24 protein-coding genes are annotated in these 24,039 nt (G+C 38.6%); 9 read left to right on the top strand and 15 right to left on the bottom strand.

What is annotated here, in order from left to right; all coding sequences use genetic code 11:
• Window position 1 precedes the first annotated feature (1 nt).
• Both WCV66_RS05645 and brnQ read right to left on the bottom strand, forming a co-directional pair.
• Complete coding sequence (locus WCV66_RS05645; RefSeq protein ID WP_338788218.1) at window positions 2-592, bottom strand: transposase; 591 nt, start codon at window positions 590-592, stop codon at window positions 2-4.
• Window positions 593-750: 158 nt separating this feature from the next.
• Window positions 751-2,055, bottom strand: coding sequence for a branched-chain amino acid transport system II carrier protein (gene brnQ, locus WCV66_RS05640; RefSeq protein ID WP_066329467.1), 1,305 nt, complete (start codon window positions 2,053-2,055; stop codon window positions 751-753).
• Between the two features lie 743 nt (window positions 2,056-2,798).
• Between brnQ and WCV66_RS05635 the strand changes: the two genes are divergently transcribed.
• Window positions 2,799-3,725, top strand: a complete 927-nt coding sequence (locus WCV66_RS05635; protein ID WP_338788217.1) for a hypothetical protein — start codon at window positions 2,799-2,801, stop codon at window positions 3,723-3,725.
• Between the two features lie 5 nt (window positions 3,726-3,730).
• Window positions 3,731-4,504 carry an SH3 domain-containing protein gene (locus WCV66_RS05630; RefSeq protein ID WP_338788216.1) on the top strand — a complete coding sequence of 258 codons (774 nt, stop codon included), beginning with the start codon at window positions 3,731-3,733 and terminating at the stop codon, window positions 4,502-4,504.
• 118 nt (window positions 4,505-4,622) lie between these two features.
• Here WCV66_RS05630 and WCV66_RS05625 read toward each other — a convergent pair whose 3' ends face one another.
• The 6 genes from WCV66_RS05625 to WCV66_RS05600 form a co-directional block, all read right to left on the bottom strand.
• Window positions 4,623-5,129, bottom strand: a complete 507-nt coding sequence (locus WCV66_RS05625) for a ferritin (protein WP_338788215.1) — start codon at window positions 5,127-5,129, stop codon at window positions 4,623-4,625.
• Between the two features lie 172 nt (window positions 5,130-5,301).
• The gene (gene pdxA, locus WCV66_RS05620; protein ID WP_338788214.1) at window positions 5,302-6,306 is read right to left on the bottom strand and encodes a 4-hydroxythreonine-4-phosphate dehydrogenase PdxA; all 1,005 of its coding nucleotides are present in this window, start codon (window positions 6,304-6,306) and stop codon (window positions 5,302-5,304) included.
• Complete coding sequence (locus tag WCV66_RS05615; protein WP_338788213.1) at window positions 6,303-7,604, bottom strand: four-carbon acid sugar kinase family protein; 1,302 nt, start codon at window positions 7,602-7,604, stop codon at window positions 6,303-6,305. The genes pdxA and WCV66_RS05615 overlap by 4 nt, the downstream gene beginning before the upstream one ends.
• Before the next feature lie 13 nt (window positions 7,605-7,617).
• Window positions 7,618-8,610, bottom strand: coding sequence for a 2-keto-3-deoxygluconate permease (locus WCV66_RS05610; protein ID WP_066329483.1), 993 nt, complete (start codon window positions 8,608-8,610; stop codon window positions 7,618-7,620).
• A 186-nt stretch (window positions 8,611-8,796) separates the two neighbouring features.
• Window positions 8,797-10,491: a PrpR N-terminal domain-containing protein gene (locus tag WCV66_RS05605; protein ID WP_338788212.1), complete on the bottom strand. Its 1,695-nt coding sequence runs from the start codon at window positions 10,489-10,491 to the stop codon at window positions 8,797-8,799.
• A gap of 149 nt (window positions 10,492-10,640) precedes the next feature.
• Window positions 10,641-11,444: a helix-turn-helix domain-containing protein gene (locus WCV66_RS05600; RefSeq protein ID WP_338788211.1), complete on the bottom strand. Its 804-nt coding sequence runs from the start codon at window positions 11,442-11,444 to the stop codon at window positions 10,641-10,643.
• Between the two features lie 366 nt (window positions 11,445-11,810).
• Between WCV66_RS05600 and WCV66_RS05595 the strand changes: the two genes are divergently transcribed.
• Together WCV66_RS05595 and WCV66_RS05590 are read left to right on the top strand one after the other, a co-directional pair.
• Window positions 11,811-12,566 (top strand): DUF2087 domain-containing protein, encoded by a 756-nt coding sequence (locus tag WCV66_RS05595; RefSeq protein ID WP_338788210.1) that lies wholly within the window; start codon window positions 11,811-11,813, stop codon window positions 12,564-12,566.
• A 24-nt stretch (window positions 12,567-12,590) separates the two neighbouring features.
• A complete protein-coding gene (locus WCV66_RS05590; protein WP_066329489.1) occupies window positions 12,591-12,950 on the top strand; it encodes a GIY-YIG nuclease family protein in 360 nt (119 codons plus the stop codon).
• Window positions 12,951-13,158: 208 nt separating this feature from the next.
• Here WCV66_RS05590 and WCV66_RS05585 read toward each other — a convergent pair whose 3' ends face one another.
• Both WCV66_RS05585 and WCV66_RS05580 read right to left on the bottom strand, forming a co-directional pair.
• Complete coding sequence (locus tag WCV66_RS05585) at window positions 13,159-13,299, bottom strand: hypothetical protein (protein ID WP_338788209.1); 141 nt, start codon at window positions 13,297-13,299, stop codon at window positions 13,159-13,161.
• A gap of 40 nt (window positions 13,300-13,339) precedes the next feature.
• Entirely contained in the window at window positions 13,340-14,245 is a 906-nt protein-coding gene (locus WCV66_RS05580; protein WP_338788207.1) for an AraC family transcriptional regulator, read from the bottom strand.
• A gap of 180 nt (window positions 14,246-14,425) precedes the next feature.
• On the opposite strand from WCV66_RS05580, the gene WCV66_RS05575 reads away from it, so the two are divergent.
• Both WCV66_RS05575 and WCV66_RS05570 read left to right on the top strand, forming a co-directional pair.
• Entirely contained in the window at window positions 14,426-15,751 is a 1,326-nt protein-coding gene (locus tag WCV66_RS05575; RefSeq protein ID WP_338788206.1) for an alpha-glucosidase/alpha-galactosidase, read from the top strand.
• 221 nt (window positions 15,752-15,972) lie between these two features.
• Window positions 15,973-16,584 carry a sugar O-acetyltransferase gene (locus tag WCV66_RS05570; RefSeq protein WP_338788205.1) on the top strand — a complete coding sequence of 204 codons (612 nt, stop codon included), beginning with the start codon at window positions 15,973-15,975 and terminating at the stop codon, window positions 16,582-16,584.
• Between the two features lie 80 nt (window positions 16,585-16,664).
• On the opposite strand, the gene WCV66_RS05565 is transcribed toward WCV66_RS05570, so the two are convergent.
• Window positions 16,665-17,405 carry a VCBS repeat-containing protein gene (locus WCV66_RS05565; protein WP_338789403.1) on the bottom strand — a complete coding sequence of 247 codons (741 nt, stop codon included), beginning with the start codon at window positions 17,403-17,405 and terminating at the stop codon, window positions 16,665-16,667.
• Between the two features lie 435 nt (window positions 17,406-17,840).
• Here WCV66_RS05565 and WCV66_RS05560 point away from each other — a divergent pair, with 435 nt between their 5' ends.
• The 3 genes from WCV66_RS05560 (at window position 17,841) to WCV66_RS05550 (ending at window position 18,587) form a co-directional block, all read left to right on the top strand.
• Window positions 17,841-18,059: a DUF1659 domain-containing protein gene (locus tag WCV66_RS05560; protein ID WP_338788204.1), complete on the top strand. Its 219-nt coding sequence runs from the start codon at window positions 17,841-17,843 to the stop codon at window positions 18,057-18,059.
• Between the two features lie 92 nt (window positions 18,060-18,151).
• Window positions 18,152-18,370 carry a DUF2922 domain-containing protein gene (locus WCV66_RS05555; RefSeq protein WP_338788203.1) on the top strand — a complete coding sequence of 73 codons (219 nt, stop codon included), beginning with the start codon at window positions 18,152-18,154 and terminating at the stop codon, window positions 18,368-18,370.
• Between the two features lie 76 nt (window positions 18,371-18,446).
• A complete protein-coding gene (locus WCV66_RS05550; protein ID WP_338788202.1) occupies window positions 18,447-18,587 on the top strand; it encodes a YvrJ family protein in 141 nt (46 codons plus the stop codon).
• A gap of 83 nt (window positions 18,588-18,670) precedes the next feature.
• Here WCV66_RS05550 and WCV66_RS05545 read toward each other — a convergent pair whose 3' ends face one another.
• From WCV66_RS05545 to WCV66_RS05530, 4 genes are all read right to left on the bottom strand, one after another.
• A complete protein-coding gene (locus WCV66_RS05545; protein WP_338788201.1) occupies window positions 18,671-19,621 on the bottom strand; it encodes an aminoglycoside phosphotransferase family protein in 951 nt (316 codons plus the stop codon).
• Between the two features lie 113 nt (window positions 19,622-19,734).
• Entirely contained in the window at window positions 19,735-20,247 is a 513-nt protein-coding gene (locus tag WCV66_RS05540; RefSeq protein ID WP_338788200.1) for an AAA family ATPase, read from the bottom strand.
• Between the two features lie 32 nt (window positions 20,248-20,279).
• Window positions 20,280-22,778, bottom strand: a complete 2,499-nt coding sequence (locus WCV66_RS05535; protein ID WP_338788199.1) for a beta-mannosidase — start codon at window positions 22,776-22,778, stop codon at window positions 20,280-20,282.
• Between the two features lie 201 nt (window positions 22,779-22,979).
• Window positions 22,980-24,038: a glycoside hydrolase family 130 protein gene (locus WCV66_RS05530; protein WP_338788198.1), complete on the bottom strand. Its 1,059-nt coding sequence runs from the start codon at window positions 24,036-24,038 to the stop codon at window positions 22,980-22,982.
• Between the last annotated feature and the right edge of the window lies 1 nt (window position 24,039).

Here is a 24,039-nt window from a genome sequence, read left to right as displayed (position 1 = left end):
TTCAAGGGTTAAGCTCTTTTTCGACATATTTCGGGTGGTGACAGGCACCGCCGCCTACATACTCACAATACTTCCTCACTCTTTCATCAACCTCCCCATCAAATTCATCCAATAAAATCGAAGGATTAAAATATGGCTGCTCTATCTTCCCCTTCTCCATAAAGGACAGATAACTCCCCCATCGATAATCCTCTGGCTTTTCTACTATGTTGACTTTTACAGGATTCAAATGAATGTATCGACTTACCTCCAACATTCCACTTGTAGAAAGAATCACCTTATCGAAAAATCTTTTCTCAAATAAATGTCCTGTTAGATTGTAGCGAGTATTAAAATAGTTTGCGTATCTTTTATTAATAAGAGCCATTATCTTGGAAATGGATTGTTCTGTTGATCTGAGTTGTAAATGAAAGTGGTTCGTCATTAAACAGTAAGAGGCTAGTTCAAAAGGGTATTTTTCGTGGATCTTTCTGAGGATATATAAAAAGGTAAGGAAATCGCCATTATCCATAAATAAAGGGTCACGACGGTTTCCACGGCAAACAATGTGGTAAAAGTAATGAGGTATCCAAACTCGTTTCTTTCTTCCCATTCTTTTACCACACTTGCCCTTTAATATAATTTTTCATTGTAGCCATTATTCTCTCCTCACGCAGAACAAACGTTCCTATTTATAAGTTTAGAATATAGCATACAATGATGAAAGTCAAATATCTTTGTTCGACAAAATCCGGGTGGTGACAGGCACCACTAAACATTCGACAATTTCCGGGTAGTGACAGGCACCACTAAACCAACCAATCCCCCAACAACCGCCGGCAGCACCCAACCAACCCCTACATCATAAAGAGGAACTACTCCTAAAAGAGAATCCAGTGAATTTCCTAAAAACGTATAATTAACAGTCTCTACTAAACTAAACACCCCGGTAAACAATGTTGCAAAGAAATAAACACGGGTTGATATATAGTTGTTTATTAATCCTAAAGTAATCAAAACAACAGCAACAGGATAAATCGCTCCTAAAATCGGAACTGAAACAGACAGGATTTGCGTGAGACCCATATTCGCGACAATCATACTGACAATCGCTAGCACAACAGCCCAGCCTTTATAACTTATAAAGGACAAGGTTTCTGAGAAGTATTGGCTACATGAAATAATTAACCCAATACACACACAAAGACACGCAAGCGTGAATAGCAATCCGAGCATCAAAATACCAGTTTGCCCAAATAACTCATTCATGACAATCGTTAATACCTGTGCACCATTTTCAGGCTGCCCAAGCGATGCACTTGAAGCACCAAGGTAGCTTAAAATTCCATATATCGATGCCAGCAAAATTCCTGCCCCAATTCCTGCAAAACTCATATATTTAGAGAGTTGTTTTGGATCTTGCACACCCTTTGCCCTGATCGTATTCGCAACTACAATGCCAAACACAAGAGCTGCTAATGCATCCATCGTTAAATACCCATCTAAAAACCCTTGGAAGAATGGAGTTTCCTTATACGTCTCTGAAGGGGAGGAAAAAGATCCAATTGGTGTGATCATACTTTTCGTAAAGATCACGACAATCATCAGTAACAACAATGGCGTTAACAACTTCCCAAAACGATCAACTAGCTTTGATGGGTTAAGACTAAGCCATAGCGTAAGGGCAAAGAAAACAACCGTGTAACCTAGTAGCATGGAAGGCTTGTCCATCAAAGTCTGTGGTAAAAACGGCTTTAAGCCCATCTCAAACGCTATCGTTCCAGCACGCGGAATCGCAAGACCTGGTCCGATCGAAACATAAATTAATAAAGGAAAGATGAGCGCGAATAATGGATGAACACGTGTCGCTAAGTTATGAAAGCTACCTGCCTTCGCAACAGTGATGACCCCGAGAATCGGCAGCCCCACAGCCGTAATAATGAAACCAGCCAATGATAGCCAAACCTCTACCCCAGCTGATCTTCCTAAAAAGGCAGGAAAAATCAAATTCCCTGCTCCAAAAAACATCGAAAATAACATAAAACTAATAAAGATTAGTTCAGTTTTCTTAAACATATAATAATTCTCCTTACTTATAATAGGCTGAATTATAACAAGTTCATCATGTAAAAGCCACCGAATATAGAATAGATCCATTATTAAAATTATTGTGTTTTTTCAGACTTAAAAACCTAAAATTTATCTATGTGTAAATTATGTCCTCTTCCCTCCAAAAAAAGACAATAATCGATTAATTCCTGGGAAATAAGCGTCTTTTTTTGTATAATGTTTAATTATATTAACCTAAGATCGCCCTGCTTTTAACTTCACCATAGAGTTTACAAACCATTCATTTGCTCAACATTTAAGAAAAATGCCAAGCAATACTCATAATTGACGCTTCTTTTCATATATATTTATGGCTTGGTTTAGTTTAGTTCATGATAAGCTCCGTTCGTTATTCAAAAAAATGTAGCTGATTCGATTCTTTGTTTAACACAAATAGCACCTACTTATACTGAACTTTCTCTTGGACGACGAATCAACTTATGTACCTCATCCCTTTCTCTTTGAAGTGTGCTGTACAAAACTACAGACCGACTCACACACTAACAGCTAAATAAAGCCTCTAAATGAGTCGAGATTACATAGTAAGATTAGGAGATTACTATAATCACATTGCACTCGGTAGCATTTGATAAACCTAACAAACTAACACTGCTTGTGCTTAGCTTGCTTGAAACCAGATGCCAACACCATATAATCAATCATTTACCGAATTATCTATATAAATATTGAAAAAACGGGAGGAAAACCATATGAATTTAATCGATGTTCAACCAGTCAAATTTAGTTTTTTCGAAAAGCCGCCAGCTTCCTCGATGACACAGGCCTTTGTTTATACAAATGAAGAAAGTCATTTTTTAGTGGTAAAAAATGGAGATCGGATCACACGCAGTGATCTTCGGGCAGGAAAATACACGAAAGTTTATAGTGTCAACATGACAACCTTAAATTTCCATTATGAAAATGAGGTTCCTTCACAGGATCGTGGACGTCATTTCCTAGTCGACCTGTCGATTGATTACAAAGTTGTTGACCCAATCTCACTTATTCAGCAAGGTGCAGGAGAAATTGTCACCTATATCCAAAAGAAGCTTCCTTATTGGCTAGAAGAAATCACTAGTGACTATCCAGTATCTGAAGCGAAGCGTGTAAAACGTCATATCGAGGATCTTCATGAACACTCCTCAATGGTCGCAGGGTTAAAGCAAGTTGGAGTTGCTGTCACAGATATCAATGTTCTTGTTAAACAAAGTGAAGATGACCAGGAGCATGACAAGAGATTCAGAGTGATCGATCAAGAGGATGAACTAGATGAATACCGCCGTGAAAAAAGACTTAAAAAAGCCAGCATACTAGCGAAAAGCATCCAGGAAGCAATTGAATCTGGAAACCTTCTTGAAGCCGTCTTAATAGCTGAAGAAAACAAAGATGCATTAGAAATTGTGAAAAATCGCTTATACAACGAAGAAAATTTCCGACTCGAGGTTCAAGATCAAGTCCGAAAATTATTACTAGATCCAACAGTGGATGCGGTTGAGGCAAATGAGCAAATCATGAAAATTAGAGCCTATTTCCCACACGAATCATTTAGTGGACAGAACCCCACTTCGAACGAAAGCAGCATGGAAGACCCGCTAGCTTACTTAAGAAATATCTATCAAACAACTAAAGGAGAGTAAATACTGTGGAAACCATTATAAATCAAGTATTTTGGCTTTGGGTCCCACTGTCTTTATTGCCAGTTTGGTTAAGACTTGCGATCATAACCTATTTGGTTATCATTCTATCAAGACCCATCCTATTACGTCTCCTCCCGAAACTGATAGTATGGGGAAGCATCCTTCTAAAAAAAGCAATTGAGCTACTCTCCTATCCTTTGATGGTGGGGATTAGTCGCTCCTTAACAAAACGGAGACATGCAGGTAACTACCTGATCCCAGCATGGGTTGATATACTAGAGGATACTTGTGCTCTTCTTTTAAAAGGATTAAACAAAACACAAGGTCTATCCCAAAAACGAACAAGAAACAAAGCACGTCTGAAAAAAACCTTCAGAGCAGCTGCAATGACTCTGGCCATCCTTTTACCAATCGCAGTGATGAATAACCCGAGTCAAGCCTACTCAAAAACATGGTATAAATTTGAAACATGGGCAACAGAAGAAAAGGTCCAAAAATCACTTGGATTTAATCTCGACCAGCTCCAAGGGAAGATTCAAACAACAGTGCAATCTGTCAGTCCTACAAAACTGACACTAAAAGCAGAATATCCAGAAGGCGGCAACATCCGCCAAACCCCATCCCTCAACGGTAAAATTGTCGCTGACATAAAGGAAGGCGAAACCGTCACATACCTTGACGAGGAACAAACGGATGATAAAGGGATCACATGGCTTAAGGTTGAAACAGACGCTGGAAAAGAAGGTTGGGTGTCTGAGAGGATTGTCGAAGAGTCGTAAAGATATGAATTTAAATTCTAAGAAATCCATCACCACCTGATGATGATCAGCTGGTGGTGGTGAATTTCTCTTAAATTAACGAACACCGACAAGCTGTCGAAGTTGTGACCCCTAGCGATTACTCTCCGCCAGGAACAAACGTCCGTTTCCCAAGCTCACTATCCAACATAAAGAACGCATTACTATCAGTATCAATTCGCTTCAATTTCTGAATAAGACTATCAAAAGTAGCTTCTTCTTCAACCTGTTCTTCAATAAACCAATTCAAAAAGGTCATTGTCGCATGCTCACGCTCATCTAACGCAATGTCAGCAAGCTCATAGATGCGACGAGTAACCTCTTTCTCATGCTGCAAGCCCTTTTCAAATACATCTAAAATCGAAGTAAAATCATTATTTGGCGCAGGGAAACCCTCTACCACTGCTCGCTCTCCCATATCATTGATAAAGTTATAAAACTTCATCGCATGAAAACGTTCCTCTTCAGCTTGTACAAGAAAAAAGTTCGCAAAGCCATCTAAGCTTTCTGCAGAACAATGAGCAGCCATCCCTAAATACGCATGTGCAGAATAAAATTCATAATTCATCTGTTTAATTAAGCCATTTACTAATTTTTCACTAATCATGGAAAATCCCTCCTTTTTGGGTAGTATATCATAATTTTCTGGAGATTATTAAAAGGGGCAAAGTTAATAATTTTCTTTTACCAAAAAACTATATATAGCAAAAAAGAGAGAAAAGTATTTAGACTCTTCTCCCTTAACAATATCTATTTCAATACTTTCACTATGACAGGTACTACTTCTTCGGCGCCAATTCAACCGCTTGACGCATCGCTTCCATTAAACTTTTCTCATCTGCGATTCCTTTGCCAGCAATATCAAATGCTGTACCGTGATCCACACTTGTACGAATAATTGGTAAACCGACTGTAATATTAACTCCTGCATCTAAGCCTAAAACCTTAACCGGACCATGTCCTTGATCATGGTACATTGCCACAACGATATCGAAGTCACCACGAACAGTGCGGAAGAATAATGTGTCAGCTGGTAGTGGACCTACAACATCAATGCCTTCACCTTGTGCCTTTTCAACACCAGGAATGACTTTTTCCTCTTCTTCTCCATATCCGAATAAGCCATTTTCACCTGCATGTGGATTAATACCACAAACAGCAATTTTAGGTGCGTTGATTCCTGCTTTTTGGAGTGTGTCATGTGCAAGCTTGATCACATGGTAGACACGTTCAGGGTTAATCAATTTGACTGCATCAAGAATTCCAACATGTGTTGTCACATGAATAACCTTTAAGTTTGGTGCGGAAAGCATCATTGAGAAATCTTGTGTTCCTGTTAGGTCAGCAAGGATTTCTGTGTGACCCGGATATTTATGTCCACCTTTGTGCAAGGCTTCCTTATTTAATGGAGCTGTACAGATCGCACTAATTTTCTCTTGTTTTGCGAGTTCAATAGCTGTTTCTAAATATTTAAATGCAGCATGTCCAGCCTCTTTTGATACTTGACCTACTTTCAGCTCTTCAGATAAAAGATTTAAATCTAAGCAGAAGACCGTTCCGTATTCATATGCTAGATTTTCTAAGTTTTCAGCATTAACAGACTCAATCTTTAACTCACTGTTTACAAAAGATTTCGCTCTTTCTAAGATTTTGCTGTCACCGATGACAAGCGGACGACTGATTTCATACATTTCTTCTTTTGCTAAACTTTTCAAGATGATTTCCGGGCCAACACCTGCAGCGTCTCCCATTGTGATTCCAACGATTGGTTTTTGTTGATTCATGCTCTCACCCTTCTCTTGTTTGCCATAAATTCTACAACATTGACTAATGATTGTTCATGTCCAAATCCACCAGCTTTTGTGACTGCCCAATAGCTTTGCTCTTCACTACTTACTCTACCAAATGGAAGCCCTGGTTCAACCTCCGAATACAGCTCCATTTCTGAAATTTCAAGCGCAGAACATACAGCCTTTGCCGTATCTCCACCTGTTAACACTAGTCCTTGAATGGAGGAATTGTCTTGTAATAAACTTTTTGCAATTTCCCCTAAACCTTGTGAAATAGCTTCACTCACTTCTGTTACCGTCAAGCCAAGCTCTTCTCCAGCTATCTTTGCAGCAACACGGTTTTCCTCAGAAGCTTCGACATAAAGAACAAAATAATCGTGATGAAGATTTTTGGTTACTTGTTCTACATAGCTTTTAGGATGAAACGTTTGCTTCACTAATTCTACCGGGTTCACTTCTAGAAAAAATGATTTCGATAGTTCCTCAACCTTCACAAGCTGCTGCTTTGTTACTTGTGATAAGCTCCCTGACACAACCAAGGTTTTATCAATCGTTAGATCACGATTGTTTCCTTTATTTGATGGTGTTAGCTGTAAGGATTCTGGTAAATACTCAATTAAACCTGCAGAACCTGTCCAGATTGTTCGTTTATTCATTTCAGAAAAAATTTCTGTCACCTTTTGCAAATCAGCCTCTGTTTCACCATCACACACAAACCATTTAATCCCTTTTTCAAGAAAGGTATTAATTGCTTGAATCACTTCTACTACTGATTTAGCTAAGGTAGCCTTATCGATTAACGCAATTCCTCTATCCTGATATTTCTTAAGTAAATCCGGAATATAGGATTCTGTTACAGGCGTTTTTGGATCCTTCGAGAACTCAGTATCAGTGATTAACACTCCATTCACGTAATGATGGCCTTTGATCGTTTGGCGATTCATTTTCGGATAGGCAGGTGCAATGACGATAATCTCTGGTTGAAAGACCTTTTCAAGTGCAGATAATTCTGCTGCAATATTCCCTCTTAATGTAGAATCAACTTTTTTATAAAGATGTTGATACCCTTCCTTCTTAAGAAAGGAAGCAGCTTGGTAGGCTGCTTCATATGCTTCATTTACCGGTTTTGCCCTGCTGTCTGTATCAACAATTAACACATCAGGTTTTACTGTCACATTTGTTTTGTTAAAGTCAAACACAACCGTTGATGAAAGATGCTTTTTCGCTAATTGTACACCTGAGTCATTTGCACCAGTTAAATCATCAGATACAATACCAATATTATTTTTCATTATGATCACACCCTTAGATGTTTGCTTTCTCTGAATTTCCTTGTTCAAAATTGTAGCCTTTTTTCTCTAATCGTTTGACCAAAAAGCCAACATATATCGGGAGAAGAATTGCTGTTGTTACTGTAGATGCAGCCACTTGAACCGTTGCAATATCAACAACAGACGCAAAACTTGCATTTGCTGCAGCAATCGCAGCTGGTGTTGCTACTGCATTCCCTGCTGTTGATCCTTCTGCTGCTCCCACAATCGGGTTCCATTTTAATGCTTTAAAGACAAAATAACCTGCAGACCCTGTGACAAATACTGTTAAGATACCAAGAATAATACCTGATAAACCACCTTCAAGAATTGCTGCAAAGTCAATTCCCATACCAAGCGCAAAGGCAAAGAATGGTATTAACATCGAGCTTCCTTTGTCTAAGAACGTACGCATGTCTTCATCCAAGTTACCTAACACCATACCAACAACAATTGGAAGTAAAACAGAAATGAATGATGTAAATGAGAACATCCCATCAACAAAGCCCATTGCCCCAAAAATCGATAACGCTACCATTGTTAGGAAAGGACCATCATTAAGCGCTAAAAGGGAATATGCCGCACGGTCTTCTTTGCTTCCATACTGACCAACAAGGGCAACGAATAAGCCACCATTACTATTTGTCATTGCTGCAATAACTGCGATTGGAGCTAAGCCTAACCATAAGCCGTTGTCTCCTGCAAGCATATAAGCAATCAAGCCAAAGATTGCCCCTACAGCCCATTTTGTTGCTAAAAGGGTAGCACCTTTACCAACTGAAACACCAAATGATTTTACATTAATTTGTGCTCCTGTACATAAAAGGAAAAGAGAGATTAACGTTCCAGCACCATCTACAAATAAAGCCTGGGTAAAGTTTCCGATTCGTAGTAAGTCTGGAAAGAATGTATTAATCACTGCTGCAATTAACAACGGTACAACCATCATACCGCCAGGAATTCGATCTAACGTTGCTTTTATCTTCATTATCATAACACTCCTTTATTTATTGTTTCAATATTAAACACTTAAACTATCAAGAAATCGTTTACAAGTGTTATTGTAATGGCTTACATATAAAAATGCAACACATTAAATTAAAAACGTTGCAATTTTAAACAGTTATTAAATGTACATGAGTTTTATTATTCCCATAAAAAAACAAGCTGAACATTATTGTTTCAGCTTGCGCCATAGTGTTGAACGATTAATTCCTAACCGCTCGGCCACTTTTGTTTGATTATGGTTTTCTTCTTCCATGATTTTAAGGATTATCCTCTTTTCAATTTCATCTAATGTGCCAGTTAAAAATTCATTGTCGAAGGAAGCTGCTTTTCCCTGCTTCTCACCAAGAAGTTCGGAAATCAATTCTCTTCCAATGACATACCCCTTTTCCTCTAATACTGCATCCTTTAGTAGGTTTTTTAGTTCAGCTACGTTTCCGGGCCATGAATATTGCTCAAGTAGCTCCATCGCATCATTCTTAATTTTTATGGCGGAAGTGCCAAGTTCTCCATGTAATGAGGCAATAAAATAAGTTGTCAAAGGCTTAATATCTTCTTTTCGCTCAAATAGAGAAGGAATTGTGACGCGAATCGCTCCATCATCGTACATCAATGAATGAAACACAGGATCTTCCTGTTGAATCGCAGTTATTACAGTTATCCCCCTCCTAGCCCAGTTCTTTATTAATACTGCAAGCTTTTCGATATTTTGAGGAGATAAAACTTCTAACTCATTAATGTAGATCGTGTGAATATCAGGGTCATTAATATCATTCATTTTCAGAACATTTTCGGCTGATGAACTAGCAAAAAGTCCATTTCCCTCATTCTTTAGATAATGAATGTACTGAGAAATCAACATTTTACCAGACCCACTTGCACCAATAAGTGTCCACCGATTATTTGGAAGGTTATGATCAACCACATTCATACATCTCTGCATTTTTTTACTTTTGGTCATCAGCATCGGCTGCTGAGAAATTGCTTGAAAATGCAGTCCAGTTTGTTGGTTTTCATGGTTAAACTCTGAAAATTGGACTAAATAATAAGTCTGATCATCTATAACCTTTTCAATCACCTTTTGTTTTATCTTTCTTAACTCACTCGATTCAATTAGATTTACGCCATGACTCGGTAGTCCTTGTTGAACAAGATCCCTTAAGGTATCAATTGGACTTGGGCACGAATCAAAGGTCGTCCAATTTTGATACACAACTTCCCCTTCTGCCGATATCACAATCAAATCTGAAGCCGATTCCTCCAGAAGAGTCTTTAAAAAGGTAATTTTCTTTTGCTGCTTTTGATGCAACCGATAAATTGATCGTGCCTTTTGAAAGGCTTCAAAGATTGCTTCACGCCCTGACTGTATGAGAATACCTTCAAGATTATGCTTAGAAGCGGCATCTATGGTGATAACATCCCCCATAATAAGCTCACAGCCCTCTGTTTTGAGTTGTTCCACAATCGTCTCTACCTCTTGGGCTGTATCAACTGTATGTACCTCAATAGGAATATCTAACAAGTCCGTAATCGCCTTCGCACCAAGAGTAATATTCGAAAAGCCAACAATTGCTTTTCTTCCTGGAAAATCATTCGCTAATGTTAATACCCGAAGCATATCATAGCCAGAAACATGAACATCTACCACAGGAATATTTACTTCTTTTTCAATTAGTTTGGCTGTTCCACCGCGACTAATAATCACATCAAATCCACGATTCTCCGCAGCTTTCGCTAATGGAATCGCATCCTGAAGATTCCCTACTTCAATATGGAGATCAAGCTTTTGTTCTTCCTGCTGGCACTCTTCGATTAAATGTGTCATGGCAGGATATGGAGCTATAAATAAAGTTTTGATTTTCATTCAATCACACCTGTATATTTGTTTACTATGTATTTCCCCAAAGGGAATCAGTATATATCAATTCTACCTGTTCTTCTTGAATTTACAAAGGCATAATAAAAACGCCATTGATGATAAAGCTTAAATTTATGTTCTTTTTGTATATCTGATTACTCTTCCCCTATAAAATCAAAAAACATATGCTTATTCTCCTGACGTTTCTCCACAATTAATTTAGCATACAAAGTCCCGTAAAAATAACCTTCAAATGTCTTGTGAATTTTCCCGAGTTTTTGAGCAAACACAGTTTGTTTAAAGGCGAGAACGACACAATCAATGACATCACTCAAGGAGCGTTGCAGCTTCATTTTGTTATAAACAATCAACACTCTTTGCCAAAGCTTATAAATTTCCAATGTGCTAAGAAAGGGTTTTGTTGCTTCGACAAACTCTTTTGAAATGGACTCAGGAAGGTAACTTGAATCCATTTCATGTGATGACGGCTTTGGCGTTTCCTTTACGTTTGTAGGTTTTATTTCTTTCTCACAGAGTGAGCTTTGCTTATTCTCTGTTTTATTAGCAGTGTCAGGTAGAGTGACATCTTGGGGTGACTTATTATTTATGATCGAATCGATCGACTCAAAATGTTGAATCACAAGAAGGTTCACACCTTGTTTTCCATTCATACGAGAGGTAGGAACCTTTTTAATAATCCCTCTCTCTTCCAGTACATTAACAGCGCGAATTACCGTTCGTCTGCTCAGATTTACTTCCTCAGCAATATACTCATATTTTGCAAAAGAAACACCCACTACCTTAACCGAATGCTTCCAAATGAACGTAAGAACTGCCATCGTCCCTTCAGATAATTCCGCTTTATACTTATACAAAAAGCCGCGGACCGCTTGATCCATTTCTTCTATCTTTTCAAATGATTGATACTTCTGGATTGTTTCATAGTTTAGCTTTTCCACGTCTACATTCCCCTTTAAAATCTTAAGTAAGTAATTTTGCGCTAGCGAAAACCTGTTGGCCTATAGAGCAGCACAAAACTCCCTCACCCTCTATATAGGGTTTTATAGAGGCTAGAGTAGCGTGTAAATTTAATTTTTTTAAAAAGTTACGTAAAACTATTTTTATAGCCCACGATACACTTCCGAATGGTGATAGAAAAAATCAAACTTTATAGAAAAGTGTTTAGTCATTATCAAACATTCATCTTATTCGTTTGTCATCACATTGACAAAAACCAAACTTTATACTAATATGTTTATTATTAACCAAACAAATTAATCGTTTGTTCAATTTTATATACACTTTGATTGGATGTGTTTTTTAACATGGAGATCTCGGATATTTTTTGGAATGCTTCTTTGGAGGAACTAAAACGAGGATATATTCAAGATAATGATTCTTATTTATGCCTGCTTTGTGGCGAGAAAGTAGAAAAGGGGATTGTTTATCCTCACGAAAATATCTTTTACGAAGCGGAAAGATATATGCGAATTCATATTGAGCTGACCCATCAATCAGTATTTGAATCCTTACTCGGAATGGATAAAAAACTTACCGGGCTTACCGACCATCAAAAAGGTCTCCTTCGTCTTTTCTATCAAGGAAAGAGTGATAAAGAAGTCCAAGAGGAGCTGGGCTTGGGAAGCACCTCAACAATTCGTCATCACCGTTTTGCCTTAAAGGAGAAAGAACGACAAGCAAAGTCCTTTTTGGCCATGATGGAATTATTAAAGGAAAAAGATCAGTATGCACCAGCCTTTTTACCTGTTCATAAAACTGCGAGAATGGTGGATGAAAGATACAACATTACCCAAGAGGAACAAGAAAAAATAATCAGCAAATACTTTCCAGAAGGAACAAATAAACGCTTGAACAAATTTCCACCAAAGGAAAAGCAAAGACTTGTCATCCTCAGGGAAATCACAAAACAATTAAAACCTGACCATATGTATACGGAACAAGAATTAAATCAAACCTTAAAGGTGATTTATGAAGATCATGTCATGATCAGAAGATATTTAATCGAATACGGATTTTTAGATCGTAAACCTGATGGGAGCAAATATTGGTTAAAAAAATAAAAAGAGAAAGTAGGTAGAATAAACATGGACCGTAAAAGGGAATTAAAACAACGTTATATAGAAGAAACAAAGATTGAAGCTGGTGTATACCAAATTAAAAATACCAAAAACCAAAAAATCTTTATCGGAAGCACAAAAAACTTAAAAACGTTAAACGGAGTAAAGTTCACTCTTGAAACAGGTGGAAGCTACAACAAAGAGCTTCAAGAGGAATGGAATCAATTTGGGAAAGACGCGTTTACTATTGAAGTATTAGAGGTGCTCAAAAAGAAAGATGAACCATACTTTAATGAGAAGGAAGCATTGGCAGAACTTGAGAATAAGTGGTTAGAAAACCTGCAGCCATATGGAGAGCGGGGATATAACAGGATTAAATCGCGTTAAGCGGGACAAAGGGACAGGTCCTTTGTCCCTAATCTCTGTGACAGTATTTGACTTATACGCTCATCTTTCTTAATTTTCACACCCTTTATAGTTGATAAAGCGCTTAACCAACTAACAAAAATATAGCGTAATTTGAAATCTAAATGATAGGATTCATAAAAAACACCATCCTTACTCGTAAACTTCTTACGATAAGCATAGTGTTTTTTCATTTTTGAGGGTATTGTTTTAACTTAGCTTGATGGGCATGTGGTACTACCCCTTGTAAGGTTAAATCGTAATAGACCCCACCCATTAGCGAAACTTGGCATGTATAATGATCTTGCCACTCTGGTGTTTTATTATACATAACTCTCCTTTTCTACCAAGCAATGCATATTGCCATAAGCTTAATCAATGATCAAATGATCAATTCCGACAACGTCTTTACTGTCACGAAACGTCCCGGCGGATACACCAACCACTTTGCGGAAGACTTTGTTGAAATAGTTGGCATTTGCATACCCCACCCGGGCAGCAATGTCTGTTACAGAGGAGCTCGTTGAACGAAGAAGCTCAGCCGCTTTTTGAATCCTGATTTTAGTAAGGTATTGCACAGGTGTCATATTTAGTTGGTGTTGAAACTGCTTAATAAAGTAATATCTTGAGAAACCAGATACGGCCGCTATTTCGTCGAGTGTGATCGGTTCATGATAATGTGTTTGGATAAAGGATAAGGCTTTTGTAATCTGGAGAGAGAAATCTTTCGTTGCTTTTTCAATATTCCTTATGCAACGGTAACACTCCATAATAAACTCATAAGCTTTTGCAGAGGCATAATATGCGTCTGTAATCTTTTGATCATATATGTCTTGATAGATTTTCAGCAAAAGCTGAATCAGCTTTGAATCCGGAGGTACTTTCAAGACTGGGCCACTCTGTTCTTTCATAAACCGCCAGCACTCGGCGGCTTCTCTTCCCACTAACGTAATAAATATAAACTCCCATCCTTGGCTATCTTTCGGAAAGTAATAACGATGATCGCTGGGGATCTCGACAATGAATGCTTCCCCCGCCTTCAATGAATAACTCTTACCGTCTATATCAAGCCCACCTGATCCTGACAGAGTATATTGAAACACATACGTGCCAACATCTCTCCGCTTTAATCCATGCCAATCATAGATTGTACCGGGCATTTTTTCTTCCCGACCGATCACTGAAATGTTCGCCACATCATTAGGAAGCGCATCTTGAAAAAGAAAACCGCACGTTCCATAATCCTTCACATGTTTCTCTCCATAAGTCGAAGACAATATTTTACCCTCCAATCGCACTAACTTACCATTGCTGTTATTATGAAAGCGAATTAATATTATTATAACAACAAAAAACACAAAGTTGAATACGGGACAGCACTTTGTTTCCAAAACAATTTTTTACTTACAGGAAGATTAAATGGACAGTCCCAGCTTCACTTTACAGGAGGTAAATTTATGTCAAAAATCACGTTTATTGGGGCCGGAAGTACAGTTTTCGCAAGAAATGTTCTTGGTGACTGTATGTATGTTCCGGCATTAGCCGGGTTCGAGTTCGCATTATTTGATATTAATGAACAACGCTTGAAAGATTCCGAAAATATGTTAAACAATTTAAAACAAAACTTACAGGCAAATGTAGTAGTAAAAGCCTATACTGATCGCAAAGAAGCATTAAGAGGAGCAAAATACATTATAAATGCCATTCAAGTCGGTGGCTATAAGCCAAGCACAGTAATAGATTTTGAAATCCCTAAAAAATATGGCCTTCGCCAAACAATTGCCGACACAATCGGGATTGGCGGAATTTTCCGTTCGCTTCGTACCATTCCGGTTATGTGGGATTTCGCCAAGGATATCGAAGAGGTTTGTCCGGATGCCCTATTTTTAAACTACACAAATCCGATGGCAACATTAACAGGTGCAATGCTGCGTTATTCAAATGTCAAAACAGTCGGATTATGCCACAGCGTACAAGCTTGCAGTGAACACCTGTTTAAAGCTTTAGGAATGGATCATGAAGGAGTCGAAGAAAAAATCGCCGGTATTAACCATATGGCCTGGCTCCTTGAGATCAAACGCGACGGCAAAGATTTATATCCAGAAATTAAACGCCGTGCTAGAGAAAAACAACAAACGAAACACGATGATATGGTCCGCTTCGAATTAATGGACAAATTCGGATATTACGTAACGGAATCATCTGAGCATAATGCCGAGTATCATCCGTACTTCATTAAACGCAATTATCCAGAATTAATTGAGAAATTCAATATCCCTCTTGATGAGTACCCGCGTCGTTGTGTAGAACAAATTGAACGCTGGGACAAAATGCGCGACGAGATGGTCAACAATGCACAACTTACCCATACTCGTTCTCACGAATATGGTTCCCGCATTATTGAAGCGATAGAGACGAATGTTCCATTTAAATTTGGTGGCAATATTTTAAATACAGGACGCTTAATTAGCAATTTACCGGAAAAAGCTGTTGTTGAAGTATCATGTGTTGCTGACCGCAGCGGAATAAGTCCTTGCTATGTAGGAGATCTTCCAGAACAGTTAGCAGCCCTTAACCGTACAAATATTAATACACAGCTCTTAACAATTGAAGCAGCGGTAACGAAAAAGAGAGAACATATCTATCAGGCAGCAATGCTTGACCCTCATACGGCCGCTGAATTATCAATGGACGACATCATTGCGATGTGCGATGATTTAATTGAAGCACACGGTGACTGGATTCCAAAATTTGAAAATCGTAAAACCATTTCGTTCGCATAACAAAAAGAGCTAAAAACCATCACCGGTTTTAACTCTCAGATTGTAGACAAAAGAGCCAAATCCATATGTATCAAGGATTTGGCTCCTGTCCGTTTTTATGCAAACGTATTAAAAGGTAGGTTACAGTTATTGTAAATATTTTCTTATGGCTAATATAAAATTAAGATGGACACAGATTGAGAAATCCATAAAATATTGAAAGAATAGGAGTGTAAGTATATATGTCAATCAGGGAAAAAATGAAAAACGGGAAATTATATTGCTGTAATGATGAAGCTTTAATAAAAGAACAGATGCAATGTCTAGAGGTGTTATATGATTTTAACCACACTAGACCTTCCGAAGTAGAGAAGAGAAAGGAATTTTTACATAAACTTTTTGCCGAAGTAGGTAACAACGTTTATATCGAACCACCACTTAATGCAAACTGGGGACGACATACACATTTAGGAAATGATGTTTACGCAAATTTTAACCTGACATTGGTAGATGACACCGATATTTATATAGGCAATAATGTATTAATTGGTCCTAATGTGACTATTGATGCCGGAACTCATCCGATTCATCCAGAATTGCGGAGAAAATCAGCACAGTTTAACCTCACAGTGGTCATTGAGGATAATGCTTGGATTGGTGCAGGTGCAATTATCTTACCTGGAGTTCGTATTGGGGAAAATTCAGTAATCGGCGCTGGGAGTGTCGTTACCAAAGATATTCCTAGCAACGTAATAGCAATAGGAAGCCCTTGCAGGGTAATGAGGGAAATCAATGAGAATGACATGAAGTATTATTATAAAGACATGAAAATTGATGAAGAAGATTTATTTTAAAATTAGAATACCAAAAGGAGAGCTGACTTTTTCAAATGGCAGCCCTCTCTTTTCGACAAATTTCGGGTGGTGACAGGCACTCAAATCTCTCCACCAAAAACAGCAACATTCTGCCTATCAACACCAAAACCCTGCCCATTCCACTTCAATACAGTCTCGACAAATCCAAGACCGTCTGCATTATATCTTCCAGCAATCCGCTGATAGGCATCAAGCTCATACGTCCCATCCCGATTAAAATCAATTGGATACAAGCCAGATAAAGGATTCACCCACCCTTGTATCGGTTCCTTCAATTGACCATTTTCATAATAAATTTCAGATAAATAGTCCTTTCCCTTGTAAGTAAGGTCAAGAATATACTTTATTTTCAGGTTGCGACTAATCACATTCGCTTTATAGTCATTCTCATAATTCACATCATATTGATACGTTTCATTAAACTTTTCAAAATTAAAAATCTCTCTCATTTCACCGTTCATAAATGAAAAGATATAGGCATAAACCGCACCTCCACTCCCTCCTGTATCAATGACCACCTGGATATCATCTACCTTATTCCCGGTAAAATCACCGAGAAAGAGAGTCGGATTGTACCCCGAGTTTTCCTTCAACTCTATTTGACTGTATCGATTTGTTTTCCCATTTTGGACGACGAGCGTGATATTTTGCCAAAAGGGACTATCAGGTGTTTTGTTTGCGGTAAGAAACACCTTGTCGATTATCCCGTCTCCGTCGATATCACCTTGCTTAGCAACCACTATGGTTTTCTTATTCTGATTTGTTTCTCTATATGAAGGAGACTGAAGCCACGCTTGCATATTTAGCAGAGATTGCCTTGAAGGATACGGATTTTGTAATAACAAGGCCTGTGAGATTGTATGCAGTGCTTCTGACCTGTAGCCTGCTCTCACTTGCGCATCCGCTAAATAATACCAATAATAAGGGTCATTTGTTTCCTGTATGATCGCACGGTAGAAATCAATTTCATGTCTAAGATAGCTCTTGTTCAATATTCTCACCCGCCTTCCCTCTATTTTTCTCCAATATAGAATTATATGCAGTGTGATTGTGGAATTATGAATCCACTCTCCTGAAACTCTCCAGGGGTTAATATTTTCGTTGCCTACTAAAACTAATAACCTACCAACCTTCGACAAAATTCGGGTGGTGACAGGCACCTAAAAAAATTTTCAAACTCAACGCTACTCTCCTCCCCCTTTCTCTATATATAAAGAGTGAAAGGAGGTGAGAGCATGGCAGTTGCAACATTACTAGATTCTCAATTAAGCCTAGTTTTCGATATGGGAGTGGATGAGAATGGAAAAGCAGTGACTAAACGTAAAAACTACAACAATGTCAAAACATCAGCAACACCTGACCAATTGCTTCAAGCAGCACAAGCAATTGTAAGCTTACAAACAGAAACACTAGCATCAGTTGAGCGTAACGACACAAATCAAATTTATGCGTAACACCAGAAACATGTAAACACAACTACTACCCGAAGGAAATGGAGTGATTCAGATCTCCTTTCCTTCAATCCAAGAAAGGAGGGAAAGAAAAAATGGCGAAAACACTAGAGCTTCAATTTTTAAACACTGCAGGGAAAACAGTGAAAATCAGTGTGGACTCTCCAGTTGAACCAGTTGATCAAATTGCGTTAAATACAGCAATGGATCAAATCTTATCAGCAAATATTTTCATTTCAACTGATGGAGAATTTGTTTCAAAAAAAGGGGCAAGAATTATAGATCGTAATGTAACGGAAATCACTCTTGGATAAATAATTGCGAATAAGGCTGACAAGTTTATTCCTGTCGGCCCATTTCTATAATTTCAATTGAAAGAGGTGTAAAAAGATGGAACAATGGTTAACCATGATTAGTGATGTCGGCTTCCCGATCGTCGTCACATTATATTTACTAAATCGAATCGAAAGCAAGCTCGACACATTAAATCAATCGATCCAGATGCTTCCTTCGCAGTTACAAAAGGGTTAAGTTGAGGCGGGACAAGGGGACAGGTTTTTTGTCCCTCTACAAACCTAATAATAAAGTACATAAATTAGACAGTTTGATTGACTCTAAATCGGGTGGTGACAGGCACGCCAAATTATTCCCAGTATATCCCTATTGTTTAAGTTTCGCACACACCATTGATAATGTCCGTCATTACAATCACTGGAATAGACATTTGCTGAAAAAACACTATATAACAAGACATAAAAATAGAGCTTTTCTCTTACTTCTTCACCTAGCGTCGTAACAATAATCTGAAGGTATCTATCCAATACATTTGCTTTTAATTCATCATACATATCAAACAACACCCATCCAATAGCAACATCAAATAGGTAATCACCAACCATTGTCATTAATCCGAAGTCGATTAAGCCCGTAATTTTACCTTCCCCATCGAATAGCAGATTCCCAGGATAATAGTCTCCATGAATTAATGTATAATCACCTTGATATTCAGATGATAAAAGAGTATGCAATACAGTTAATTTTTCTTTGTAATTGACAACATCCTTTGAAAGAAACTTCTCAACCTCATTTTGTTTTTTCAACAGGTATTGTTTTAAAAATCCATGCCAATCCTTCTTTGCCTCTGCTTGAATAGGATCGTCATGAAATAACTGGTATCCCTCAAAATTTGGGCTTAGTTTTACAGACCTCATTTCTATTTGTGCACCAAGACTCTTTTCCATTATGGCGGTCATTTCGTCAAAGGAAAGCTTAGGCAATAGACGTTGCATATTCTCCCCTTGAATTCGTTTTTCAATCGTTACGACGATATCTCCTTCTTTATAGATATCATACACATATGGAAATGCATAACTGACAGCACTGGAATCAATTGATGCATAGAAGCGTTTTAACAGTTCCTGCTTCTTAAAACTGGACATATGATTATATAATTTAAACACTTTATCCTTGCCGTAAGAATAAACCTCAGCTTCCATTCCCCTACCTAAGAAATGCCAATCATTGATCTTGTACTTCCTTAACACCTTTGCTTTTTCAACAGACATATTAAAGCACCTCATTTATCCATCTAGAAAAATACCCCTCTACCTAAGATAGAAGGGGCTTGCAAAAACTGCGAAATATTCGACAAACTTCGGGTGGTGACAGGCACCCCAAACTAAGTGATAACAGGCACCGTCGTTAAAACAATCTCCTCCGCAACCTCAAAAGGCTCCCTATCTGTCGCATCTAATAAATAACGCCGGTGCAGGCTAGAAGATTCAAACTGATTCAACAGGAATAACGAGCGATCAATTAAGTGTGGATCTCCTCTTTTAACCAAACGTTCGTTTAATTTGGCCTCATCTGCCCTTAATACTACATATTTAATTTGGACATTCAGATCTGAAAGTTGCTGAATAAACCATTCTAACTCAGTTTCAACGACATAATCGATGACGACATGATAGTCATACTGAACAACATTCTTAGTTAAGGAGAGAATGTTGTTCCAATTAATTTCAAGGCGTTCTTCCCAAGATAGCTCAGAATCACCGACAATCATCTCATTGAGTAAATCCCCCTCAATTAAAACACTCCGCTCGATCATGCGTGCGACTTCCTGTGAAACAGTTGATTTCCCGACTCCACAAGGACCAGAAATCAGATAGATGTTCTTCATATTGTTCATGTCTGTTCCCCCCTCTCTTCCACAAAAGGAAGTTAGCTATTTATTGCAGATATTTTAAGTGTATCCCACGGAATGCTTTTCCCATCCGCTTGATTGATCGTAATTGTGACTCTGTTGTTTGGTAGTAAATCAAAGAAGTTATCACTTATCACAGCTTTTTCAACGTCGATCTCAATCTTAACCATGCGTGCAAAAGCATTCGTTTCTATTTTCACTTCTTGTTTTTCTTCATCAACTTGAACAAAAAATTTAGCCTTTGGTAGGTTCAGGTCTTTGTGATCTCGGAAATAATAGTAGTTATCCTCTGTACGGTTGGTTTTCGAAGACAAAACAATGATAGATTGTGAAGGATCAACTCCACGTATTACATCCGCTTCGAAGAACGATGCCACACATGTCGCTTCATTTGCCTTAACCAATACAGATTGTTCAAAGGCATGTACTTTTTCACCAGTAAAATCATAGACTGCTAGCTCTACTACATCCTCATAGTCCTCAAGTCGTTCATTCACGACCCAAATATCGAGCTTTTCCCCTTGGTGATGGTCAATCGTTAAAAGGATTGGTGAAAAGAACTTTTTCGCATAATGATAAGATGCTTTTGGTAGCAGGTAATAATCGATGACAGACCAGCTTGTACCCGGCCAACAATCGTTTAGTTGCCAAAATAGCGCTCCACTTGTAGAAGGCTTGTTGCGACGATAATGCTCAATTCCATATTTTAAGCCCTCTGCTTGAGTCAGCATCGAAAAATCAATATATTCCGCCAAATTCGTCGGAGCACCTGAATATCCTTCCATTAATAATATTCCTTTTGGATGGTGAATATCCTTGTTGCGATAGGCCATTTCTTCGCTTCCCCAGAAAAATTGGTTGGCAGGAATATTGGATTCTAGCGTATATCTATTCGAGGAAGCATGCATACCAAATTCACTCGCAAACTTGGTTGTATCCTCTTTAAAATGTTTAAATGATACACCATCAACACTATAGTCAACCTCTTGCGTCTGTCCGAAAAGACGAGGCTCCAGATTACCATGCCATACTTGCCAGTTATGGCTATCACCTTGCTCACGTGAGTTATGATCATTCCCGCCAAATGGTGAGCTTGGCCAAAACAAACGTGTCGGATCAAGCTCCTCTAGAAGCTCAGGCATTAATTCATGATAAATCTTTTCCCCATAGAATGGATGTGTGATTTCACCAGATGAAAACAATGCTTCATAGAGCCAATCATTTTCATTATTTCCACACCATATCGCAAGACAAGGATGATTCCTTAACCTTTTTACGACATGGATAATTTCTTCCCTGACATTATCCATAAAGTTTTTATTATAATCAGGATACAGCGCACAAGCGAACATAAAATCTTGCCATACCAACAGTCCAAGTCGGTTACATTCTTGATAAAAGACATCTTTTTCATAAATGCCTCCACCCCAGACACGAAGCATGTTCATATTGGCATTCTTCGCCATCTTAACGAGGTGACGGTAGCGTGAATCCGGGGCAGCACCAATAAAGCTGTCAATCGGAATCCAATTCGCTCCCTTTGCAAACAACTTCACACCATTTAAAACAAAGGTAAAGCAATGATTACCCTGTTCATCCTTTTGAAGAACCTCAATTGTACGTATTCCAACTTCCTCTTCCCGACGGTCAATTACTTCTCCATCTAGGTGTAACTGTACGGTTAATTGATACAAGTGCGGTGTCCCAAGGTCATGTGTCCACCAGAGCTTAGGATTGTTTATTTGTAAGGCCACTTTTGCTTTTTTCCCATTTACGGTTGCTTTCCCCACAAGCTGCTCGCTACCGTCTGAAAGGAAAACCTTGACTTCAAACTCCTTCGCCTTTCCATAGCCTTTCAGTTCGATATCTACCTCAACTGTTGCCTCGTTTTCCCCGATGTGGACGGTTTTGGCACAAATTGAGTCAAGCTTTGTATGGCGTCTTTTTTTGAGGTGAACATCCTTCCAAATCCCAACAGCGACCAATCGTGGTCCCCAGTCCCAGCCAAAGTGACTTTGAGCCTTACGTGTCCAAATTCTCTTTTTACTAAACCCAGACCAATAATATTGCAATTTCTCCTTTACATGCACATGAACGGGATCAAATTTTACTGCAAGGACATTCTCCCCTCGATTCAACTCACGGGTTACATCAAAAGTATGAGTCATAAACATATTCTCCGTTGAACCGATTTCAACTCCGTTTAAATAAACCGTTGCATATGTATCAAGGCCCTCAAAGGTTAGCTCATATTGCTCGCCTTTTGCAATCTCCTCGTCAAATTGAAACGACGTTCTATACCACCAGACTTTTTCCTCCACCCATTGGCATTTTTTATCGTTATGTCCGAAAAACGGATCCTCAATAATGTGGCGAGCAATCAAGGTAGAATGCACATCCCCAGGAACTTTTGCTTTCATCCAAAAATAATCAATGTATTCTGGTGCGGCAACTTCAAGATCTCTTGCAGCCCCCACATCAAACGAATGAATTCTCCAACCGTCATTTATTTTCAAATGACTCACCTCTTTCTCTTTTGGTAGAATGAATGATTCCAAGTTTTCGTGAAATTAGTCATTTCGGCACACATCAAAAAAAGAGAGTGACTCAACCAATAGTTCAGACCATCCAACACGCGATACAGCCCCTTCAATTGTTTGAAGGGACGATCTTTTTTTGGATGGGCCAGACCCTTTTGAGTCACCCTCTGCTTATCCTTATAAATAATTTAATGAATCAAGGATTTCCTGAAGACTTAGTTCAGCACAAGCCATTGATGTATCAGCGACTCCGTAATACATTTTTACAACATCGCCTTCTACTAGGGCTCCACATGAAAAGACAACACCACCGAAGAAGCCTTCTTGCTCATAAGGAGCGTCTGGTTCTACTAATGGTCGTTCTGAACGGGCAATGACTTTTGTCGGGTCGTTCAGATCTAATAATACGGCGCCCATGCAGTAACGGTGGTCCTGACTTGCTCCATGATATAGCTCTAACCAGCCTTTATCTGTCTTAAATGGTACGGCACCGCCGCCGATTCTGCCGTCATCCCATTTTCCAGGTCTTAACCCAATGAGGTGCTGATGGTTTCCCCAGTACAATAAGTTGTCTGATTCAGCAATCCAAATTTCTGGAGAGCCATTGCTGTTTGGCACTGGACGATGAAGGGCATAGTATTTCCCATTGATTTTTTCAGGAAAAATTAACACATCCTTGTTTTCAGGGGCAAAAATCATCCCATGCTGTGTAACCGTTTCAAAATCTTTCGTCGAAACCATTGATTCACCTACACCCATTGGTGATGCGACACTAAAGTAGATATAGTACATATCACCGATTTGGGTAATTCGCGGGTCTTCAATCCCGAAGGTTTCGTGCCTATTTGATGGATAAACAAATGGTTTTTCATCAACTGTAAAATGACGGCCATCCTTACTACGTGCTATACGCAGGTAAGAAAGTGACGTTAAATACGACCATTTTTGCTTTGATGTTTCCTTGATCACACGTGGATCAGATAGATCAAACGCTGGATCATCCTTACGAAATTCATAAATGTCCAGTTCATTTGTTGTCGGATTATAAGCAGGTGCTTTTACGATATTGGGATCCGTACTAATTGGTCGTTCAGCAACACGTAGCAGCATAATTACTTCGTCTTGAAATTTCGCGATGCCTGCATTGAAAGCACCGATCACTTCAAAGCCTTCATGATATGGAGATACATCGTTTGGCGTAAGTAATGGATTTTGTTCATAGCGATAAATATTCATG

It is taken from the genome of Metabacillus rhizosphaerae (assembly GCF_037201795.1).
Classification (GTDB): Bacteria; Bacillota; Bacilli; order Bacillales; family Bacillaceae; genus Metabacillus; species Metabacillus rhizosphaerae.
The sequence above is the reverse complement of the archived record's forward strand: the minus strand, read 5'-3'. Positions and strand labels throughout refer to the sequence as shown.

Coding starts and splice junctions, on each gene's coding strand:
- WCV66_RS05625 (WP_338788215.1), bottom strand. CDS start 5,129: ATGATTAGTGAAAAATTAGTAAATGGCTTAATTAAACAGATGAATTAT.
- WCV66_RS05605 (WP_338788212.1), bottom strand. CDS start 10,491: ATGAAAATCAAAACTTTATTTATAGCTCCATATCCTGCCATGACACAT.
- WCV66_RS05610 (WP_066329483.1), bottom strand. CDS start 8,610: ATGAAGATAAAAGCAACGTTAGATCGAATTCCTGGCGGTATGATGGTT.
- WCV66_RS05615 (WP_338788213.1), bottom strand. CDS start 7,604: ATGAAAAATAATATTGGTATTGTATCTGATGATTTAACTGGTGCAAAT.
- WCV66_RS05560 (WP_338788204.1), top strand. CDS start 17,841: ATGGCAGTTGCAACATTACTAGATTCTCAATTAAGCCTAGTTTTCGAT.
- WCV66_RS05635 (WP_338788217.1), top strand. CDS start 2,799: ATGAATTTAATCGATGTTCAACCAGTCAAATTTAGTTTTTTCGAAAAG.
- WCV66_RS05590 (WP_066329489.1), top strand. CDS start 12,591: ATGGACCGTAAAAGGGAATTAAAACAACGTTATATAGAAGAAACAAAG.
- WCV66_RS05565 (WP_338789403.1), bottom strand. CDS start 17,405: ATGCAAGCGTGGCTTCAGTCTCCTTCATATAGAGAAACAAATCAGAAT.
- WCV66_RS05540 (WP_338788200.1), bottom strand. CDS start 20,247: ATGAACAATATGAAGAACATCTATCTGATTTCTGGTCCTTGTGGAGTC.
- brnQ (WP_066329467.1), bottom strand. CDS start 2,055: ATGTTTAAGAAAACTGAACTAATCTTTATTAGTTTTATGTTATTTTCG.
- WCV66_RS05585 (WP_338788209.1), bottom strand. CDS start 13,299: ATGTATAATAAAACACCAGAGTGGCAAGATCATTATACATGCCAAGTT.
- WCV66_RS05570 (WP_338788205.1), top strand. CDS start 15,973: ATGTCAATCAGGGAAAAAATGAAAAACGGGAAATTATATTGCTGTAAT.
- WCV66_RS05575 (WP_338788206.1), top strand. CDS start 14,426: ATGTCAAAAATCACGTTTATTGGGGCCGGAAGTACAGTTTTCGCAAGA.
- WCV66_RS05645 (WP_338788218.1), bottom strand. CDS start 592: ATGGGAAGAAAGAAACGAGTTTGGATACCTCATTACTTTTACCACATT.
- WCV66_RS05555 (WP_338788203.1), top strand. CDS start 18,152: ATGGCGAAAACACTAGAGCTTCAATTTTTAAACACTGCAGGGAAAACA.
- WCV66_RS05545 (WP_338788201.1), bottom strand. CDS start 19,621: ATGTCTGTTGAAAAAGCAAAGGTGTTAAGGAAGTACAAGATCAATGAT.
- WCV66_RS05530 (WP_338788198.1), bottom strand. CDS start 24,038: ATGAATATTTATCGCTATGAACAAAATCCATTACTTACGCCAAACGAT.
- WCV66_RS05550 (WP_338788202.1), top strand. CDS start 18,447: ATGGAACAATGGTTAACCATGATTAGTGATGTCGGCTTCCCGATCGTC.
- pdxA (WP_338788214.1), bottom strand. CDS start 6,306: ATGAATCAACAAAAACCAATCGTTGGAATCACAATGGGAGACGCTGCA.
- WCV66_RS05595 (WP_338788210.1), top strand. CDS start 11,811: ATGGAGATCTCGGATATTTTTTGGAATGCTTCTTTGGAGGAACTAAAA.